Origin of the sequence: Paenibacillus sp. FSL K6-2524 (assembly GCF_038005525.1) — a bacterium.
GTDB classification, from domain to species: Bacteria; Bacillota; Bacilli; order Paenibacillales; family Paenibacillaceae; genus Fontibacillus; species Fontibacillus anaericanus.
The window spans coordinates 195,884-212,538 of the sequence record NZ_JBBOSP010000001.1; the positions used below are offsets into that span (position 1 = coordinate 195,884).

At 46.4% G+C, this 16,655-nt stretch carries 11 protein-coding genes; 6 read left to right on the forward strand and 5 right to left on the reverse strand.

Going from position 1 to position 16,655, the window contains the following annotated elements; genetic code table 11:
- Position 1: 1 nt before the first annotated feature.
- The 4 genes from hisF to NST85_RS00930 are packed head-to-tail and all read left to right on the forward strand — an operon-like array spanning position 2 to position 3,295.
- Entirely contained in the window at positions 2-760 is a 759-nt protein-coding gene (gene hisF, locus NST85_RS00915) for an imidazole glycerol phosphate synthase subunit HisF (RefSeq protein ID WP_127193178.1), read from the forward strand.
- Positions 757-1,467 (forward strand): bifunctional phosphoribosyl-AMP cyclohydrolase/phosphoribosyl-ATP diphosphatase HisIE, encoded by a 711-nt coding sequence (hisIE, locus tag NST85_RS00920; protein ID WP_127193179.1) that lies wholly within the window; start codon positions 757-759, stop codon positions 1,465-1,467. Before hisF ends, hisIE begins: the two co-directional genes overlap by 4 nt.
- 17 nt (positions 1,468-1,484) lie before the next feature.
- Positions 1,485-2,312 (forward strand): histidinol-phosphatase HisJ, encoded by an 828-nt coding sequence (gene hisJ / locus NST85_RS00925; RefSeq protein ID WP_127193180.1) that lies wholly within the window; start codon positions 1,485-1,487, stop codon positions 2,310-2,312.
- A gap of 35 nt (positions 2,313-2,347) precedes the next feature.
- The gene (locus NST85_RS00930) at positions 2,348-3,295 is read left to right on the forward strand and encodes a ribose-phosphate diphosphokinase (RefSeq protein ID WP_127193181.1); all 948 of its coding nucleotides are present in this window, start codon (positions 2,348-2,350) and stop codon (positions 3,293-3,295) included.
- Positions 3,296-3,466: 171 nt separating this feature from the next.
- On the opposite strand, the gene NST85_RS00935 is transcribed toward NST85_RS00930, so the two are convergent.
- Complete coding sequence (locus NST85_RS00935; protein WP_341188275.1) at positions 3,467-9,826, reverse strand: S-layer homology domain-containing protein; 6,360 nt, start codon at positions 9,824-9,826, stop codon at positions 3,467-3,469.
- Positions 9,827-10,218: 392 nt separating this feature from the next.
- Between NST85_RS00935 and NST85_RS00940 the strand changes: the two genes are divergently transcribed.
- The gene (locus NST85_RS00940) at positions 10,219-11,949 is read left to right on the forward strand and encodes a tetratricopeptide repeat protein (RefSeq protein ID WP_341188276.1); all 1,731 of its coding nucleotides are present in this window, start codon (positions 10,219-10,221) and stop codon (positions 11,947-11,949) included.
- A gap of 184 nt (positions 11,950-12,133) precedes the next feature.
- Positions 12,134-13,081 carry a thioredoxin-disulfide reductase gene (trxB, locus tag NST85_RS00945; protein WP_341188277.1) on the forward strand — a complete coding sequence of 316 codons (948 nt, stop codon included), beginning with the start codon at positions 12,134-12,136 and terminating at the stop codon, positions 13,079-13,081.
- Positions 13,082-13,148: 67 nt separating this feature from the next.
- On the opposite strand, the gene NST85_RS00950 is transcribed toward trxB, so the two are convergent.
- From NST85_RS00950 to NST85_RS00965, 4 genes are read right to left on the reverse strand one after another with little or no spacing between them, the layout of a single operon-like run.
- A complete protein-coding gene (locus tag NST85_RS00950; RefSeq protein WP_341188278.1) occupies positions 13,149-13,751 on the reverse strand; it encodes a response regulator transcription factor in 603 nt (200 codons plus the stop codon).
- Complete coding sequence (locus NST85_RS00955) at positions 13,748-14,887, reverse strand: sensor histidine kinase (protein WP_341188279.1); 1,140 nt, start codon at positions 14,885-14,887, stop codon at positions 13,748-13,750. The genes NST85_RS00950 and NST85_RS00955 overlap by 4 nt, the downstream gene beginning before the upstream one ends.
- A 6-nt stretch (positions 14,888-14,893) precedes the next feature.
- Complete coding sequence (locus NST85_RS00960) at positions 14,894-15,634, reverse strand: ABC transporter permease (protein WP_341188280.1); 741 nt, start codon at positions 15,632-15,634, stop codon at positions 14,894-14,896.
- A 2-nt stretch (positions 15,635-15,636) separates the two neighbouring features.
- Positions 15,637-16,545: an ABC transporter ATP-binding protein gene (locus tag NST85_RS00965; protein ID WP_127193188.1), complete on the reverse strand. Its 909-nt coding sequence runs from the start codon at positions 16,543-16,545 to the stop codon at positions 15,637-15,639.
- Positions 16,546-16,655 lie beyond the last annotated feature (110 nt).

Here is a 16,655-nt window from a genome sequence, read left to right on the forward strand (position 1 = left end):
CGTGCTGGCTAAGCGAATTATCCCCTGTTTGGATGTGAAGGATGGGCGGGTTGTGAAAGGCGTGAACTTTGTCAATCTACGTGACGCTGGCGATCCGGTGGAACTGGCAGCGCTGTATGACCAAGAAGGTGCAGATGAACTTGTCTTTCTCGACATCTCGGCTTCAAATGAGGGCCGTGCGACGATGATTGAAGTTGTGAAACAAACAGCAGGAGAAATTGCAATTCCCTTCACAGTAGGCGGAGGCATTTCTCAAGTGGATGATATGAAACGTATCCTACGTGCAGGAGCAGATAAGATTGGCATTAACACGGCTGCTGTACTCAATCCTGATCTGATTAGTGACGGAGCACGTCGGTTTGGTTCCCAGTGCATTGTAGTAGCCGTTGATGCTAAATACAATGAGATATGGGGCGAATGGGAAGTATATACACATGGAGGTCGTAAACCAACAGGCATTCGTGCTCTCGCTTGGGTAAAAGATGCGGAATCCCGTGGGGCAGGAGAGATACTCCTAACGAGCATGGACGCCGATGGTACCAAGGATGGTTTTGATCTTCCACTGACAAAGGCGGTAAGCAGTACCATAGGAATTCCAGTCATCGCTTCCGGCGGAGCGGGGAAAACGTCAGACTTTTACGACGTATTTACAGAGGGTCAGGCAGATGCCGCTTTGGCAGCGACTATTTTTCATTATAAAGAGATTGCGATACCCGACCTGAAACAAGGTTTAAAATTAAAAGGGGTGGAGATACGATGAGTCAGTCATTAGAGCTATCACTTCCGCTCGCAGATCTTGCGGACAGTATTAAATGGGATGAGAACGGTCTGGTTCCGGCAATAGTACAGGATGTGGATACCAAAGAGGTACTTACGCTTGCTTACGTGAATCGTGAATCGCTGGGCAAATCCGTTGAAACAGGGCAAACTTGGTTCTGGAGCAGATCCCGCGCGGAACTTTGGAACAAGGGCGCAACTTCAGGTAACACGCAGCAGATCATTTCGATGCGTTATGATTGCGATGGAGATACACTGTTATTCCTAGTAGATCGCAAAGGACCTGCTTGTCATACGGGCGCTGAGAGTTGTTTTTTTCGTACGGTGGCAACAGCGGGTGAGCAAGGGTCAGCCCAAACTTCGACTACTGAAGATGCCCCACGTCAAAGCGACCGTTTCGCGGTGCTTACTGAACTGGAGCAACTGATTGCAGAGCGTTATGAAAGTCGTCCAGAAGGGGCTTATACGACCTATTTATTTGAAAAAGGTCTTGATAAGATTCTCAAAAAAGTGGGCGAAGAGACCGCTGAGTCCATTATTGCGGCTAAAAATGGGGATAATGACGAACTTCGGTATGAGGTAAGTGATTTGATCTATCACTTGCTTGTATTGCTGAGAGAACGGGGATTATCATTGGACGAAATCATGCAGGAACTGGAGCGGCGTCATGAACGTCCGCGCCGTGATTAGGACGAGGTGAAGAAACGATGCTAATCGACTATCATACTCACCATGCACGCTGCGGGCATGCCGTGGGCAATCTGGAGGATTATGTGCGCCGTGGAATAGAGATCGGCTTGTCTCAAATCGGCTTGTCGGACCATATGCCATTGCTACATGTCGATCCAGCTACATATTATCCAGAAATGGCGATGGCCAAAGAGGAACTACCACGCTATGTGGAGGAAGTTCTGGAACTGAAGGAGAAGTATCGTGGCCAAATCGAAGTGAGACTAGGTTTGGAAGGCGATTATATCGAGGGCTGGGAAGCTGAAATTGAAGCCATCGTACAAGGCTATCCATGGGATTATGTGATCGGATCCGTTCATTTCTTGGGAGAATGGGATGTTTCTGACTTCCGCCAAGTACATAATTGGGAAGGTCAGGACATTTTTGCAGTGTATGAACGGTATTATAATGCCGTACAAAAAGCTGCAAAGACTGGGTTCTACGACATTATGGGGCATTTGGATGTGATCAAACGTTTCGGTCAAAAGCCAGATCCGGTGCGGGATAACGAAGTTATTCAGTTGGAGCAGGGCGTGCTGTCGACGATCGCTGGGGCAGGTGTAGCGATGGAACTGAATGCTTCGGGATGGTCTAAGCCTTGTGCAGAGGCCTTTCCTAGCCGGCGAATCCTCGAATCAGCGTTAGAACTTAGAATCCCACTTACCGTGGGTTCAGATGCCCATGATCCGCTGAAACTGGGTGATAACTTGGATGTAGCTCGCCAAACGCTGCTTGAAATTGGGGTAACTGAGCTAGCTACTTTCCAAGGACGGAAACGGATTATGATTCCACTCGTAAATAACTGATAATGAAACTTACTATGCAATCCTGGGAGGATGTTATGGAATCCAAGCTGCGAATCTTTTCCGGCTCATCGAATCCGAAGTTAGTAGGGCAAATTTGTAGGACGTTAGGTGTAGAGCCGGGGCAAGTTACGCTGTCACGCTTTAAAAGTGGAGAGATTTACGTGCATTATGAGGAAAGCATTCGGAATTCCGATGTGTTCATTGTGCAGTCACTCTCTCATCCGATCAATGAGCTATTTGTGGAGCTACTGGTCATGATTGACGCTGCAAAACGAGCCTCAGCCCGAACAGTCAACATTATTATGCCCTATTACGGATACGCTCGTCAGGAGCGAAAGTCTGCTCCAAGGGAGCCCATTTCGGCAAAATTGCTAGCCGATGTGCTGACAACCGCAGGCGCAAGCCGGGTGGTAACGATTGATTTGCATGCTCCGGCCATCCAGGGGTTCTTTAATATCCCTGTGGATCATCTCACTGCGCTCGACTTAATGACGGATTATTTGAAATCCAAGGATATCAGAAATCCCGTAGTAGTATCACCCGACGCAGGAAGGGCCTCTATGGCTGAGAAGCTCGCGAGTGGTCTGGATTCTCCATTTGCCATCATGATCAAGAAGCGTACTGCTCATAACGAGTCTTCCATCACGCATGTCATTGGGGATGTGGAGGGCCATACACCGATTATTATTGAAGATCTCATTGATACGGGATCGACAATCATCAATGTGGTCGAGGCACTTAAAGAGCGGGGAGCAGAGGATTCATTCGTCTGTGCGACACATGGGTTATTCTCCGGTGATGCTCTTGAGAGACTGGATCATCCGAATATTCGGGAAGTCGTCACTACGGACTCCATTGCACTGCCAGAAATTCATGCCTCCAGATTTAAAGTATTGTCTGTTGCGCCTATGCTGGCACAGGCTACGCAGTTTATTATGGAGGGCGGATCTATCGCAGCACTGTTTAAGGACCGTGGGATTTAACCTGGATTTGTAATCTGGATTGGCGATGAGTAGGTATAATAAAGATAACTGTTAAATCTATAGGCGTAGAGCGCCGTCCTTCTGGGGCGGTTTTTGCTTTGTTTATCATAAAAACAGGTTGATCGCGGGCAACTGCCCTTGATCAGCCTGTTTTGAAAAGTATGTCTAATCCTATGGGTTAAGCAACTTACCTAATACAAGTAATCTGGATAAGATAACGGCTGCCTCCGCCCGAGTTGTATGACTGCCAGGAGCAAAACTTGCTTCGTTTTGCCCCTTCATGATGCCTACCCCAAGCAGCAATTCTACATCCGCAAGTGCCCACTCATGTACTTGGTTAGCGTCTTTATACGCGCCAAGCTGAGAAGATTCTTGAGCGACCGCAATTTGCAGCAGCTTCAGCGCCCGAGCTGTCATCACAGCCATTTCTTCTCTGCTGACTTTGGCATCTGGACGGAAGGAACCTTCCTGGTAGCCATTCACTAGTCCATAATGGGCTGCCGCTGCAATAGCTTCACTATACCAAGCGTTCGACTTCACATCTTGGTACGTAATATTGTTGCCATTGCTATGCAGATCTAGAGCTCTAACAAGCATGGCTGCAAATTCGGCGCGACTTACCGATTTCCCTGGTGCAAACTGATCCGAAGACATACCTCTCACAATGTAACGAGAAGCTAGTTGCTCAATCTCCTTTTTAGCCCAGTGAGCGGTAATATCGGAGAAAGTCAATGGGTTGCTAGCAACGGTAAAGATCCCATTGGTCGTGCTCTTAATGGTAACAGTCGTTGTTCCGTCAGCATTCACCTCGAACAATGCGGGTACATAGCTCAACGTGCCTGATATTGGATCATAGAGTAGTACAACCGTAGTCGCAGGATCTACCTTTCGATTTACAGTCATCTGACGTTCAACGTATGTTGTACCATCATAATGAGTAATCTCAGTTGTTTTACTACCTTCAGTCACGCTTACAGTAAATTTCTTGGCGTCGCCAATGAGTTCTATACCTTGCTTCTTGGCTTGTTGCGCTAACCCGGCTTGCTCTGATTCTGTAATTGGCGATACATGAATAGATATAACCACCTTATTAGAATCAATAACACCGGCTTGCTTCAATATTTGTTCGGTCAATGACAGCGGGAAGAGATACTCTGCCCCATTGCCGACAACTGCAATAATTGTATCAGGGTTAGTAGTAGCTGCAGCCACTAGCGCAGATGCAGTTAGATTGACGTTTCCATCAGCGCCAACCTTAAGCTCAATCGTTGTCTGGCCAGCTTCAAGCCCTACCTTCAGCGCAGCATCAAATGTGGTTGTAGGAGAACTGGATGGGGTTGTTCCGGACGAACCACCGCTACCATTACCTCCTTGGCCTCCACCCGAACCTGGTTCACCCGGATCACCGGGATCGACAATCGGTGGGTTCTTGAGAGAGGCAAAGCCTTGGTTAATTTCATTGAAACGGAATTGTGCTGCAGGATTGGACACCATCTTCATCCGATCTCCGCGAACGATTACATTATCTACTGTTGCAGAGCCCTTCACTTGAGGTGTCACGTCAATTCCGTTCGTGCCAGTACCGTCGATGACGATATTTTGCAAAAGAACATCCTTCATCGTAAAGTCACCGTGGGCGATGAGCCCGGCGTAGGTACTGTCATTTGCGACATTGTTACGCACTATGATTGTGCCTGTCATATCGCTTTCTCCGGCAAATAACCACAAGGCCCCTAGACTGACCCCGTATCCAGTGTCATAACTGCCAGTTCTTGTTAGCGTGTTTCGTTCCACTACAGTAGTTCCCTCAAATGGCTCTGCGCTGAAACGGGTTGAAACTGCAATCCCTGCGCCATTGGTTACCGTATCCTTCACAATATTATCCTGAATTTTGTTATCCTTGCCGCCAAATACGACAATGTTATCCGCAAGCCACGGAATCGATACAGTGTTAAAGCGAGCGGTATTATTCACACTAGGTGTTCTTTCCGTACCGTTTACATCCTTAAGCTTCGGATCTGTAAAGGACCACATGGCGATTCCGTCATCACCTGGGTATCGAATATCGCTCTGCTCCATCATGCTGTTATGGGTACCAACGGCAAAATTGATTCCATCAGCCATCAAATTACGGATACGCAGTCCCATCATATAGAGTCCGTTAGTACGTGCTGTCTCACCAATCGGCTGCGTCAACCATAGTCCTGCTTTGGTATGCTCAATCCATACTTGTTGAATGACCGACTCCGGACCAAATGCTCCGTGAAAAGCATTGGTGAAACCTTCATCGTCCCGCTCATTAATCCCTCCGTCAATCAGCAGATCATATACTTCGATCCGGCCACCATGACCAAAGAATTTGGCGCCATTTAGCGTTGTATACCACATGCCGGCACCACGGATTACTGCATTGTCCAAATTCAGCAGTTCATCGCCGAAGTCGAAGGTGCCTACTGGGAACCAAACCCCAGCACCTCGATTATTCGCAGCCTGTAGGGCCATATTGAATTCCTCAGTATCATCAATTCCATCATTAGCTACCGCGCCAAACTCGGTCACCGAGATGAAGCCATCCGGCATCTCATTAGCGGGTGCGACTTGTTCCATATCGACCAAATCGATAACATAGAACTCTGAATGATTGCCTGAGTCCTTCTTCAACTGGATGGTTGCACCTTGCGGAACGTCCCCGATCAGTGTATGGATTTCATCAAAGAAGCGATGTCCACTTCCTTGGCGTGGATCGTTGGACCATGGATAGCTTCCGTATTCCCATGCATATTTCGATGTTAGGTTCAGTGTTTGCTTAAAGACTCCATCGATATAAAGGGATAGGGTCTCATCAGCACCTAATCCATCCTTGCTATCCGGTATCGAGTACCGGAGTACAAGAGAGTTTGCTGGTTTAGCCAGCGTAAATTCCACATAATCACCGCTATTTTCCAAGCTTACAGCCTTGCGGCCGGAAGCCTCGGAAGCGATACTACGATATTTGCGGGATGGACCTATTAGCGTTCCGTTGGTCTTCATGTCTTCCGCTTCATAGCTAATATAAGGAACCGTAGCTCCCCGGTAAGCCTTGTTCACGCTGCTCTTGACGGTTAGGCTGTCAACTTCCGCCTTAGCCATAGCTTCGCTCGATCCGCTTAACGAAACGGAGTTCATGCCTGCTCGAAGATTCAGCGTTATCTCAGCTGTACCCCAGCTGGATGAGCGCTGAATAGTTAGGTCATCTTGTTGCAATCCGTTTACTGACAGATGCAATAGTTGTTCTACATCAGCGCTATTTCTATAACGGATCAGCCCTGAATATACACCTTCCGTTTCCGCATTCACTGCGAAATGGATGACCGTATCACTCTTAAATGCATCTTTTGCTGGATAGGTAACATCTGAAGTTACCGGCTTGAAGCTCCATAATGCTTCCTCAAGGGAAGGTGGTGCAACGAAGCTGATTCCGGCTGCTTTATGCAACAATAATCCGTTTGATCCCTTGGCATTGGAAAGTATACGATACCCCAATTTATCCTCCATCGTCCATTGAGTGCTTAAATCCACCTTAGAACTGGAGGCTATTGGTTCCAGCTTGTCATTTAAAGCCAAGTAATGATTGGTTGATGTATTTTTGAGCAGATAACGTCCATTATAATCCTCTACTAACCACTTAGAAGAAATATTGCTTTCGCTTGCATCAGCTAATACAATTTTTCCACCACGCTCTGCTAGTACTTTATCTTGTGTACCTGGAACGGATATAACAACCATGTTGGTATCATCTTGAAGCGGAGTTGTTGTATTCAAATTCCGATACTCTTGCATGTTTGGTGTTGTGAATAGCTGAGGAGCCGGTTGAAGCTCCCATTGCACAGAACCCCATGAATCCGGGAATAAGCCGCGTTCTGCATAGCCAGTATTATTTTGAATGTTAATGAACTCATCATCGTAGCCAGTATACTGGCTGCGTAAGGTTACCTTTTCTCCATCTAGTGCCCGTTTGACGGACCAGGATGAAGCGCCGCTATCAGCAGGAGGTCCTTCCTTACTTTCTATGAAGGTGTAGTCCTCGGTTAATGTTAAATAGTGTCCAGTAGCACGATTCTGGATCAACTGCTTGCCATCGGGCCCTGTTGAAATGAGCCAATGAGCATATCCGTTGTCCTCCGTAAGATCACCATACAACACGACTCCGCTGCTATTTTCATAAAGATAGGATGGACCTGTTACACTCTTAATTCGTACTGGTGTCTGCGGAATAGGTTGCGGGTCAATTTGTACTGATTCTGCTATAAAGATAGATTCTGTCCGATCAGCTGCTCCGGTCGCCTTACTTACTTTAAAGACAGGTCTGTCCTGATCATCGAACGTGGCGTATATATAATGTTCATTCGTCCATCCACTCTTGATGTTAACTTCCTCCGCTGCGGATCGCTTCATAAGCACCCATTTGATACTGGCCCAGCCGTCACCCACTTCAGTCCGTGTTTCTACGGCTAGTGCAGGTTCTTCATTTCCTTCGATTCCTGCAAGATTCTCAATGGATAGAGTTCTGCCACTACCTTGGTTCTTCATCGTTACAGGACCGTTAGGGCTACTTTCCTTGAGGAACCAAATGGAATAATCCCCATCGGCTGACCCATAGATTGCTGTACCGATAGCACCTGTGTTGCGATCATCGTTAAGGTATTGATCAGACGAGCCTTTAAGTTTGAATCGATAAAGTGGGTTTTTATCTTTTGTTACAGGGATGAACTTCCACTGTGGGCTTCCCCAATTCGGATTTATTACACTATACTCTGCATACTTAGTTAGATTTTGCAGTGAAATAAACTGTCCAGGCACGCTATCGCTTATATTGCTAATCAAATACAAGTTACCGCCTAGGTTTTTACCGCTCCAGATGTATGCCGCATCCACGTTTGTTAAATCGTCTATTGGAGTGACCTGGATATGGCCGTCAGGCATATCGGCAATGTTCATATAGTGGCCTGTTTCACGGTTTTGGAACAGCTTCCGTCCATTATGCTTCACCACAAGCCATTGGTCGCGCTGATCTTCCTGGCGTATATTTCCGTATTTCAACGTTCCGTCCAGATTCTCATATAAATAAAATGGCTGCCAGTTGTTCTGGATACGAATAAATTGATCGGAACCGTCTATAGGAGTGGAAGGATCGATTAATTCCCATTGAGCCCCAAGGCTATTTGCATCGGATGAAGCAATTGCGGAACCTCCCGCTCCTGTTGAAATATATAGGTCAGGGTTACCCACGTTCTGAATGGTCTTGTAACCGTCATAGCTATCAGACTCTGTTAAGGACCATTGGTAAGTCGCTTCCGTAACGGTTGCGGGTCCAGCTTTGAGCAAACCTCCCTCATCGAGCATCAAGTAATCATTGCTACCTACGTTGCGAATACGTTTGCTGAGATCGTAGTCCTCCACAACCCAGGAGTATTTGGGGTCATTGGTGGAGTTTTCACTGATTGCTCCATATTTAATATTTCCGTTATCATCATATAAGAAGTCGGTAGCCACCTTACCATCCGTATAGGCCCCGATCCGAACGGAGGGTAACTCAGAAATGGAAACAATCTTCCAGAGTGCATTAACTCCGTCTGCTCCTCCTGCCCAATTATTTGAGCGAATATTGTTGTCGTCTCCGTATTGTGGATTTATCCAGTTTCCAGGGAGACCTACATTTTGGAATACCACGTATCCCTGTTTTACTGCAGCTTCCTGTAGCCAATGGCTAAAATCGGAATTGTCGGAGTTTTTCGTGGCAAATATCCCTGCCCAGGATCGTTCTTCTTCATTTTGTGTAATCAGATTACCTGTTGCTGCGTTTCGTATACTAATCTGATTACTGTTTTCTACACTATCTATATACCATTGAGAGTACATATCACCTGCATCTCTAACGCCGCGCATTACTGCACCGGTATCTTTATCTTCATAGATGACTTCATTAGGACGCATATTACTTTGAATCCGCACCGGGGGAGTAGCATCGACCGCAATGAATGCCCATTGTGGACTCTCGAAGGTGATGTTGATATCCGAGCTGGCTTCGGCAAAACCAAGCTGATCTTCCTCATGAATGACTAGGTTACCTTGCGGCATTGTTGCACTACTAATCACCATAAAACCTTCACGAGTGGATTGGTCGATGATCCACTGTACATCGCTAGAGTCACCAGATGACGTAGTCGTCAGTGCTTGATGACGCTGGGATGTCTGCGCAATCGTGATGTAATTACCTGTTTTGACGTTTTTGATTCGGGACAATCCATTTGCCGAGTCTACAATCCAATGTGCTGATTCGTCATGTGGATTTGTCATGCCGTACCTGACTGTGCCGTTTGAGGCTTCGTACAGGTAGTTGTTTTTCCATTTGTTCATAATCATTACGGTGCCTGAAGGAATCTTTGTCGCACCACTACCTCCAGATGCTGCTTGAGCCGAATACGAAGGAATGACTGACAAGATGAGCAGTAGGGACATCAGGCTCGCAAAAAGTGGCCTGAATCGTTTCATACTCGAGACCTCCTTTATAATTTGGACTTCCCTACCATCTTAGGATAATAGCGCTTACGATTTGGTGTGTGTTTTTATGTTAAAGAGGTGTATTTGTACGCAACATGTTTCTGAAGAGACGTTACAGATATTGTAGACCTTATACGCCAGAATCCCCGCGGAATTGCGATATTTTCTGACACAAAATTCACGAATAGCGGATTCAGGGTCCGCAACCAATAGAGCCTTGCAATTAAGGATCATATAAAACTAGTAATTAGCAGTTAAGTATTGCCCTACATGTCGATAATAACCACTTGCATACAGGATGGGAGGAGCGCTTTCACTATGGTATACTGTTTGGAGAGATAGGTAGGATTAAAGACTTAGAAGATATGAAGGAGGTGCCTTGCATGAAAGAGAAAAATCAGCCGGCGGAGAGCGCGGGATCTAATGTGCTACCCATCTCCATGGATGCGGGCTTTTTCTTCCAGAGAGCCGTCTCTTCATTGGACCGCTATCACTATGACAAGGCATTGAAATATTTTCGCAAAGCAGTGGAATATGAACCAGAGAACCCGGTTAATCATTGCAATATGGCGGGGATCCTGTCAGAAATGGGAGATTATGAGGCTTCAAATGCCGCACTATCTGTCGTTCTGAAGGAGATCGATCCGTCTATGACGGAATGCTATTTCTATATGGCGAACAATTATGCGAATATGGACTTGTTTGAAGCGGCTGAAGAGGCTTTGGTGAAGTATTTGGAGGAAGATCCCAATGGTCAGTTTCTAGGGGAAGCCGAAGAGATGATGGATCTATTACAATATGAACTTGATCGACCTACCAAACTGAAAAGTATTAAATCCAGAGAAGGTTTTGTAGAGCATGATCAGGCTCGGGAACTGCTAGAAGAAGGTAAGTTCATCCAAGCGGTGAAGCTACTGGAGGGAGTTGCCGAGAAACATCCTGATTTCCTTGCTGCGCATAACAATTTGGCACTGGGATATTATTATCTTGGTCGGTTCGCGAAGTCGAAGGATACGATCTATGGGGTGCTAGAACAGGAGCCAGGTAATTTGCATGCTCTTTGTAACCTCGCGATATTCTACCAATATGAAGGACAAGAAGAGTTGCTTCAGGAGCTTACTGGACGCTTACGTAAAGTGGTACCGTTCCATCAGGAGCATGTTTTTAAACTAGCAACGACTATGGGAATCTTGGGCGAACATGAGGCAGCTTACTCTCATTTCAAAAGATTACTGCAAGATGAGGAAGTTAATTATGATCCTTGTCTATATCATTATGCTGCAGTGGCGGCATACCATTTAGGTCGCTATACGGAAGCTAAGAGATTGTGGCATCAAGTGAAGAAACTTGATCCTGATTCCGTTATCCCCATGTTCTATTTAAGCCGGATCGAGGGGATAGCAGCCGGAGAGCAGGCTTTACCGATTAGTTATAATTATCATCTTCCATATGAGGAGCAGTTCAGGTTATGGGAGAAGTCGAAGGAATGGCTCCCTAGTGATATGGGAGAGAATCCGATGATTCGTTCTTCTTTCTTCTGGGCACTTCGCCATGGCGATTACAATACAAAACTGCAAGTTATTCAGGCCTTTGGCCGGATCGCTGATAAGGAAGTAGAGGAAGCGTTGCAGGCATTTCTACTTGAGCCGGAAGAGGATCAGTATTTGAAGGATATGGCCCTTTTTGTACTCCGTAGCTTGGGTGTTAAGAAACTATTACCGATGATATCGGATGGCATAACGATAATGGTCGATCCAAGTAAGGTGCCCTCTGAGTTACCAGAATGGAAGAGTGAGTGGCAGTCTGTTGTGGATCTGGCGTTATCAAATATGAGAAAAAACTATGATCTTCAGCAGCGGCATGATCTGGAAACGTTGTGGGTTGATTTTTTGACTCGATTATATCCGGAGACTCCCGTTATTCGTCATGCTGAAGGCTGGGCTGCGGCGTTAGAATATTTAACAGCGAAAATGCACGACTTGTCAGTCACTTACGAGGATGTAGCCAAACAATATGGTATTTCGGTATCAACTGCCCGTAGATGCGTTAATCGTGTGAATGAAGTGTGCGGGGTTAAGGATAAGATGGAGTCTTTATTTCCATCAGTTCAGTAGTATTAGGGTTATAATGTGAAGTGAGCAAGAACCTCCATCTTTGCTTGAAAGAGGGTAAGATAGGACCCTTTTGGGCAAAACTTGTTATAAGTGTATGTTCAAAAAGTCGGCTACTCAGTACCGAGCGCGCGCGTTACTTTGTGATCAAACTCTTATTTTCAAGCGGGAGGTTTAAGTTAAATCCATGTATAAATCTATTGTTATTGGAACGGGTCCAGCAGGTTTAACGGCTGCCATTTATCTAGCAAGGGCTGATCTGAATCCGATCGTTATTGAGGGAATTCAGCCGGGAGGACAATTAACTACGACCACCGAGGTAGAGAATTTTCCTGGGTTTCCACAGGGGATTATGGGCCCAGAGCTCATGGACAATATGCGTAAACAAGCCGAACGCTTTGGTGCTGAATTTAGGAGCGGATGGGCTGAAGAAGTCGACTTCACTAAACATCCTTTCAAAGTGAAGGTTGAAGGTGGATATGAGCTGGAAGCAGAAACCGTCATTCTGTCGACAGGAGCTTCGGCCAAATATCTAGATATCCCTGGTGAGCAGGACAATATTGGACGAGGGGTTAGCACCTGCGCGACCTGTGATGGATTTTTCTTCCGAGGGAAGAAACTTATCGTAGTCGGAGGCGGGGACTCTGCGATGGAGGAAGCTAGCTTCTTGACGCGTTTTGCGTCCAGCGTGACGGTGGTCCATCGGCGGGAAGAGCTGAGGGCATCTAAGATTATGCAGGAACGTGCCAAAAACAATGAGAAGGTACACTGGGCACTGGGGCGTACGCCGCTAGAAGTTGCTACGGGTGAAAAAGGTGCTGTCATAGGTTTGAAAGTTCGCAATAACATAAGCAATCAGGAAGAACTAGTAGAGGCAGATGGAGTCTTTGTCGCTATAGGGCATACGCCGAACACGAAATTTCTGGGGAATCAGATTGAGATCGATGAGCATGGCTACATTGTAGTCAGACCTGGAACAAGTGAGACGAACATACCCGGTGTCTTCGCATGTGGAGATGTGCAGGACACGCGCTACCGTCAGGCGATTACGGCTGCAGGATCTGGATGCATGGCTGCGATGGATTGTGAGAAGTACTTGGAAGGCAGCATGGTTCACGATTGGAGCAAGAATTAGAATAAAGGCTGTCCCATGTAGGTCGAGTAGACGACCCGTGAGACAGCCTTTATGTATATTGAAGCTGCTAAATCCAGCCTTTCTCTTCGGCAAGACGAACGGCCTCGATACGGCTTTTCACTTGCAGTTTGTTCATGATCTCCGAAATATAGTTGCGGACCGTCCCATAAGAGAGATGTAGAGAGTCGGCGATCTGATTAGCGGTCTTGCCGCCAGCGGCGAGCTTCAGAATTTCTCTCTCCCGCTCCGTTAGTGGATTATTCTCTTTGATGCTACCGAAAATAAGTTCTGGAGATATTTCTCGGTGCCCTGCCATGACACGACGGATCGATTCAGCTAGCTTATCACTGGATTCGTCTTTGAGTAGATAACCATGGACTCCCGTTTTGATGGCACGCTCGAAATAACCGGGACGAGCGAATGTTGTCAGAATGATGATTCGACAGGGGCATGAGTTCTCTTTTAAAATTTCAGCGACATCTAGACCGCTCTTCAAAGGCATCTCGATATCCATTAGACATACGTCCGGCTGTATCCGCTCGATTAGAGAGAGTGCTTCTGCTCCGTCTGCTGCCTGTCCGATGACCTCGATGTCATCTTCCAGATCTAGTAGGGAAGCGAGCGCTCCTCGTAGGAGTCGCTGGTCTTCAGCGATGATAATACGAATCATGCGGTCTCACCTTCCTTCCGTTCCTTAACGATGAGGGGGACTGTAACAAGGAGCCTGGTTCCCCCTTTTTTACCCGGAGATAATCTTAAGGAGCCCTCAATGAGGGAGAGGCGCTCAGCCATGCCCTTTAGTCCGTTACCTTGAAGGGATTCATCTCCCTCATGTTTCAGTCCAACGCCATCATCTTCAATATCAACCCTCACATCCGCATCGGTGACTCCAATTCGGATCAGACAATGCTCAGCTTGGCTATGCTTCACAATATTCGTCATGGCTTCCTTGATACATAAGCTAAGGATATTCTGAGTTAGATCGGATACTCCCTCCAGATTTGCATCCCCTTCTACTTCAAGAGCGATATCCGCTGATTTTAGTATCTCTCCAGCTCCGGCAAGCTCCTCGGCCACGGTAATAGCACGCATATCGGATACTAATTCCCGAACTTGGCGAAGTGCCGCTCTTGAGGTCCGTTGGATTTCCCCTGCTTCAAATTGAGCCCGCTGGGGATCTTTAAGGGCGAGCTTCTCAACAAGCTGACTTTTTAAAGTGATGAGGGACAAGGTGTGTCCGAGCGTATCGTGTAGATCCCGGGCAATCCGCATCCGTTCTTCTCGCTTGATCAATTCCTTGATCTGGGCATTCGCTTGATCCAGTTCCTTCTCTAGATTCTGACGTTGATTCATGGAGCGGATTCCAAATGGGGAAATCATCATGATGAGGTAGAAGGGGAGAATAAACAGTAGATCTGTACCATCTAATTGATTCCGAAGAAATACCAGCGGTAAAAGCTCCACTGCAGCAAATACGATCATAGCAATATTAAATCTACGTTTCTCCGTAAAATAACCGATAAAATTGGCGGTGAAGAACCCCATGTACAAGTTATATGGATTATAGAACACACTCATGATGACGATAATCAGCATTTGTATTCCAAGCCAGGTCGAGAAAGTAGACGTAGCCCAGTACAACTGACGGTAAGTCACTACAAACAGCGCGATGAGTGCGTACCCTAGAAATAGCTTAACCCCGGTTTCGCTACGGATATTAAAGATCGGTAGGATAATATAAACTAACCAAATGAAAGGGTAGAATCCTAACCTGCTAGGGAAAAGTTGAAATCTCTTACGCGTCATCTCATATTACACCACTTCCTGTTTTTTCCGGACATACGTGGATAATATCATAAATATAACGAGGTAGCCCAGTGAAATGATGATGTTACTCCATTCTGGGGAATGCCCACGAACAATTTGCCATGCTCCATTTCCATAATTGTAGGAGGGAAGCCATTTACTAATATGCTGCATGATTTTTGGTAATACCTCGATGGGCATCCACATACCGCCTGCTACAGCCAAGGCCATATAGACTGCGTTGCTGACACCGCTGGCAGTATCCACGCGTTTCATCGCTCCAACGAGCGTGCCGATGGCGAGGAAGGGGAGGGAACCGATGAGGATCCATAGACCAGAAGATATCCACTGAGAAGCTGACAATGAGACACCGTTCATTAAATAACCTGCAAGGAATATCAAAGTAATCGAGAAGATATGCATCATGGTTTGACCGAACATTTTACCTAGAAAATAGATTTGACCTGGTAGTGGAGTAATCCGCATAAAGGTAGCCCAGCCTTGCGTCCGTTCCTCGACGAGCCTAATTCCGAAGGTCATAATCGATGAGCCCATGACACTGAACGTAGTCATAGACATCAGGTAATGCGCCTCCCATAGCTTGGAATCATCGCCTCCTGTATTTACGACTCGGGTGAAGATAAAGTAGAACATGATCGGCATCAACAGAGACCAGAATACATAGTAAGGATTCCGAAATATCCGCAGTAACTCCGCTTTACATTGCATCAGTACCTTTTTTTTCATAGTTAGACTGCCTCCTCATGGTTCTGGGTCAATTGTTCAAAAGCCTCATCGAGACGTCCCTGATCAATTCTCACATCGCGTACAGGTAATCCTCCGGTAAAAATAGCTGCTAGAACGGAGTCCGTATTGTCCGTCGTTACGCAAATTCTACCGTCCTTGTCATAACATTCCGCTATTGAAGGTAGAGCGATCAGCCTTTGCCGGAATTCAGGGCTATCTTGATCGGAGAGGAATGACAGTGAACGTTTCACAATGCGGGATTTGATCTCTTCAGGTGTTCCGTCTGCTACGAGAGCACCCTGGCTGATTAGAAGAATGCGGTCAGCGGCATCATCGGCTTCCTGTAAATAGTGGGTCGTGAATACGACCGTTTTACCTTGTTTGGATAGTTCACGAATGCTCGCCCAGAATTTACGTCGTGCAGTTGTGTCTAGGCCAACCGTAGGTTCATCGAGGAATAGTAATTCAGGGTTACCGGCTAGTGCGAGTGCAAAGCTTAAACAACGCTTCTGTCCGCCGGATAACTTCTCTGCATAGCGGTTCAAGTCGCTTGGAGTCAGTCCGGTTAGGTTGATCAGAAACTCCATTTCCATGGGATTCGGGTAATAGCTGCGAAACAGTTCGATTACTTCACGTACCTTGAGGCGATCAATGACACTAACTTGTTGTAGCATGGCGCCGATCTTTTCTCGTACCTTTATATCTTTGGGATGTTGCCCAAAAATCTTTACGGTGCCTTGTGTGGGTTCCAGCATGCCTAACATCATGGACAGGGTTGTGGTTTTACCGGCTCCGTTCGGGCCGAGAATAGCGACAATCGAGCCTTTATGAATGTTGAAACTGATATGATCTACAGCTTTTTTTTCCTTGAATGATTTGCTGATCTGGTTCATCTCTACAATGACTTCCATCGAAGTTTCGCCTCCATTTATTAACAACGTGTTTTGCTCTTCCTTAAAGATATATGAATAGAAGGTATGACGTTAGTAAGGACTGTCATGAAATGAAGGTGACAACTGTC

Excerpts from the sequence above, each read along its gene's own strand:
- hisIE (WP_127193179.1), top strand. The coding sequence starts at position 757 with ATGAGTCAGTCATTAGAGCTATCACTTCCGCTCGCAGATCTTGCGGAC.
- hisJ (WP_127193180.1), top strand. The coding sequence starts at position 1,485 with ATGCTAATCGACTATCATACTCACCATGCACGCTGCGGGCATGCCGTG.
- NST85_RS00930 (WP_127193181.1), top strand. The coding sequence starts at position 2,348 with ATGGAATCCAAGCTGCGAATCTTTTCCGGCTCATCGAATCCGAAGTTA.
- NST85_RS00935 (WP_341188275.1), bottom strand. The coding sequence starts at position 9,826 with ATGAAACGATTCAGGCCACTTTTTGCGAGCCTGATGTCCCTACTGCTC.
- NST85_RS00940 (WP_341188276.1), top strand. The coding sequence starts at position 10,219 with ATGAAAGAGAAAAATCAGCCGGCGGAGAGCGCGGGATCTAATGTGCTA.
- trxB (WP_341188277.1), top strand. The coding sequence starts at position 12,134 with ATGTATAAATCTATTGTTATTGGAACGGGTCCAGCAGGTTTAACGGCT.
- NST85_RS00950 (WP_341188278.1), bottom strand. The coding sequence starts at position 13,751 with ATGATTCGTATTATCATCGCTGAAGACCAGCGACTCCTACGAGGAGCG.
- NST85_RS00955 (WP_341188279.1), bottom strand. The coding sequence starts at position 14,887 with ATGACGCGTAAGAGATTTCAACTTTTCCCTAGCAGGTTAGGATTCTAC.
- NST85_RS00960 (WP_341188280.1), bottom strand. The coding sequence starts at position 15,634 with ATGAAAAAAAAGGTACTGATGCAATGTAAAGCGGAGTTACTGCGGATA.
- NST85_RS00965 (WP_127193188.1), bottom strand. The coding sequence starts at position 16,545 with ATGGAAGTCATTGTAGAGATGAACCAGATCAGCAAATCATTCAAGGAA.